This is a genomic window from Chloroflexota bacterium (assembly GCA_015478725.1).
GTDB lineage: Bacteria > Chloroflexota > Limnocylindria > Limnocylindrales > CSP1-4 > C-114.
The window spans coordinates 1-2,757 of sequence record JADMIG010000072.1 but is presented as its reverse complement, the minus strand read 5'-3'; the positions used below and the strand labels follow the sequence as shown (position 1 = coordinate 2,757).

The 2,757-nt window shown below is 68.0% G+C and carries 2 protein-coding genes; both read left to right on the top strand.

From position 1 onward, the window contains the following. Window positions 1–224 precede the first annotated feature (224 nt). Complete coding sequence (locus tag IVW53_15730) at window positions 225–1,757, top strand: IS21 family transposase (protein MBF6607013.1); 1,533 nt, start codon at window positions 225–227, stop codon at window positions 1,755–1,757. A 127-nt stretch (window positions 1,758–1,884) separates the two neighbouring features. Next, on the top strand, window positions 1,885–2,673 hold the full coding sequence (locus tag IVW53_15725) for an ATP-binding protein (GenBank protein MBF6607012.1): 789 nt from the start codon (window positions 1,885–1,887) through the stop codon (window positions 2,671–2,673). Window positions 2,674–2,757 lie beyond the last annotated feature (84 nt).

The following is a 2,757-nucleotide window of genomic DNA, read 5'->3' as shown; positions in this document are numbered from 1 at the left end:
TGTCACCGACCGGCATATTGGAGCCACTTCGTGATCGGCATAAAGGAGCCAGCCGATGATCGGCATATTGGAGCCAGCGCCGGATCGGCGTAATGGAGCCAGTCGATGATCGGCATATTGGAGCCAGTTTGAGGGAGGGAACGGGCATCTCGGATTGAGGCGGCACGGCTACCCTGCGGGCTTTTTGTCCGGAGGAGATGGCCGTGAGCCGCAGGAGATTCGAGATGTTCCAGTACAGGCAGGTCCTGGTGCGTATGCGCCAGGGGGATTCCGACCGCGACATCAAGCGCTCGCGGCTGATGGGCCGGCCCAAGGCCGCGGAGCTGCGCGCTCTGGCGATCGAGCGCGGCTGGCTCGATGGGGCCTCGGCGCTGCCCGAGGACGCAGAGATCGCGGCCGCCCTGGGGGCGCACCGGCGGGCGGCCTCCACCATTTCGGGCCTCGAGCCCTACCGGGCGACCGTGGAGCGTTGGTTCGCGCAAGGCGTCTCGGGGGTGGCCATCCACGCGGTGCTGCGGCGTGAGCACGGCTACGCGGGGAGCTACTCCGCGGTGCGCCGCATGCTCGCGGCGCTGCGGGCGGCGTTGCCCCCTGATGCGACGGTGCCGCTGGTGTTTGCCCCGGGCGAGGCCGGCCAAGTCGACTTCGGCACCGGACCCGTGCTCGTCGATCCGGCCACGGGTGAGCTGCGCCGCACCTGGTGCTTCGTGATGACGCTGTGCTTCTCGCGCCACCAGTACGTCGAGTTCGTCTGGGACCAGACGGTGGCCACGTGGCTAGGCTGCCACCGGCGGGCGTTCGAATGGTTCGCCGCGGTCCCTGAGCGCCTGATCATCGACAACCCCAAGTGCGCGATCACCAAGGCGAGCATCCACGACCCGCTGGTGCAGCGGGCGTATGCCGAATGCGCGGAAGGTTACGGATTCCGCATCGATCCGTGTCCACCGGCTGATCCGCAGAAGAAGGGCATCGTCGAATCCGGGGTCAAGTACGTGAAGGGCAACTTCCTTCCCATCCGGAGCTTCCGCGATCTGGCGGATCTGAATGCGCAGGGCCGGCGCTGGGCAATGGAGGAGGCCGGCGTTCGCATCCACGGCACGACGCGCGAGGCACCGCTTGTGCGCTTCGAGCTGGAGCGCCCGCTCATGAAGCCGCTTCCCGCGATCGCCCCGGACCTGGGCAGCTGGCACGGCGTCACGGTGCACCGCGACTGCCACGTGCAGCACGAGCGGGTGCTGTACTCCGTGCCCTATCTGCTCGTGGGCAAGCGCCTGTGGCTGCGCGCTACCGACGGCTCGGTGTCGATCTTCGAGGACTATCGGCTCGTGGCCACGCACCCGCGCGGACGCAAACCGGGGCAACGCTTCACCGTCGGCGCGCACCTGCCGCCCGAGGCGCAGGCGTTCTTCCTGCAGGACCGCGCCTGGTGCGCCAAGCAAGCTGCCGCCGTGGGTCCCGCGTGCGCCGAGCTCGTCGCGCGCCTGCTCACCGACCGCATCGTCGAGCGGCTGCGCGCGGCGCAGGGGCTGCTGCGCTTGGCCAAGCCCTACGGCCGCGAGCGCCTGGAAGCGGCCTGCGCGCGCGCCCTGTATCACGCCACCGTCCAGTACCGCAGCGTCAAGAACATCCTCGTGGGCGGCCACGACGCGCTGCCCCTGCCTTCGGCGAGCGAGCCCGCCTCCCCGTATGCGAGTGCCGCACGCTTCGCGCGCGACGCCCAGAGCCTCTTTGACACCGATGAGCGCCTGCCGCACTGAAACCGTGTTCCCCGGGTTACCCACCGCGCGCCCGCGCTCTGGCGTGTCGGGCGCCGCGCGGGGCGCGCCGTGGGTAACCCTCTCGTCCGTGCAGTCCCATTCACCTCAACCCAGGAGAACCCCACCCATGAACCCCGTCCCTGAGCTCTCGCCATACCTGAAGCAGCTGCGCCTCTCGGGCATCCTCGATTCGCTGGAAGCGAGAAACCGCCAGGCGATCGATTCCAAGCTCGCCTATACCGAATTCCTCGCGTTGCTGATCCAGGACGAAGTCGCCCGGCGCGAGCAGAAGAAGTTCGCGCTGCGCCTTCGGCGAGCCGCGTTTCGCGCCACCAAGACGCTCGACCAGTTCGACTTCGAGCGCCTGCCCTCGGTCAACCGCGCGCTCGTTCACGACCTCGCCACCGGCCGCTACCTGGGTGAGCGCGCTCCCGTGCTCATCGTCGGACCCTGCGGCACCGGCAAGAGCCATCTCGCGCAAGCCCTCGGCCACTGCGCCGTGCGCCAAGGCGTCGACGTCGTCTTCGGCACCTGTGCCGCGCTCACCGCGAGCCTGAATGCCGCGCGCGCCACTGGCGCCTACGACCGCAAACTCACCGCGCTCGCCCGCGTGCCGCTCTTGATCATCGATGACTTCGGCCTGAAACCGCTTCGCCCGCCCGCCGACGAAGATCTCCACGACTTGATCGCCGAGCGCTACGAACAGGTCGCCACCGTCGTCACCTCCAACCTCGACTTCACCGAGTGGGATCAGGCCTTCCCCGCCAACCGGCTCCTGGCATCGGCAACGCTCGATCGGCTGCGCCACAACGCCTACTGCCTGGTGCTCGACGGCCACTCTTACCGAGCGCCGAAACTCGCTCCGACCAACACCAAATCGAGAGTTGCCAACAACTCCAAAACCACGCATTCTTGACCCCGCCGAGATGTCCGTTCTACTCACCCAAAACTGGCTCCATTACGCCGATCATCCCCGGCTCCTTTACGGCGATCAGTGACA

Excerpts from the sequence above, each read along its gene's own strand:
- IVW53_15730 (MBF6607013.1), top strand. The coding sequence starts at position 225 with ATGTTCCAGTACAGGCAGGTCCTGGTGCGTATGCGCCAGGGGGATTCC.
- IVW53_15725 (MBF6607012.1), top strand. The coding sequence starts at position 1,885 with ATGAACCCCGTCCCTGAGCTCTCGCCATACCTGAAGCAGCTGCGCCTC.